We start from the raw sequence: 419 nt of genomic DNA, 5'->3' as shown, positions 1-419 counted from the left end.
GCGCACGGTGGCGGTGGTGCTGACCGTGGGGTCCATCTGCCCGGCGACCAGGAACACCACATCCGGCGGCAGGCGTTCGGCGAGGCCGGCGGGCAAGTCGATGACGGCTTCCTTGATGTCCGGTCGTGCCAGGGTCACCACTTGCTGCCCGGCGCTGACCACCTGGCCGGCCTCGGCATTCCAGGCGGTGACGATGCCTGCATGGTCGGTGCGCAGTTCGGCGTAGTTGAGCTGGTCCTTGGCCTGATTGACCGAGGCCCTGGCCTGATCCAGGGAAGCCTGGGTGGTTTTCAGGTCGGTCTGGGCGATGTCCAGCTGGGCCTGGGCGCCGACGCCACGGTTGAACAATTCCTGCTGGCGACGGGCATTGGCCTGGGCGTTGATCCACTGTGCCTGGACCCGGGCCAGGTCGCCCTGGG

At 68.3% G+C, this 419-nt stretch carries 1 protein-coding gene; it reads right to left on the bottom strand.

The annotated features are described in order from the left end of the window. The coding region (locus HX846_RS39100; RefSeq protein WP_178967686.1) for an HlyD family efflux transporter periplasmic adaptor subunit at positions 1–419 on the bottom strand (419 nt) is incomplete at both ends.

Source organism: Pseudomonas sp. K5002 (assembly GCF_013386655.1).
GTDB lineage: Bacteria > Pseudomonadota > Gammaproteobacteria > Pseudomonadales > Pseudomonadaceae > Aquipseudomonas.
The sequence above is the reverse complement of the archived record's forward strand: the minus strand, read 5'-3'. Positions and strand labels throughout refer to the sequence as shown.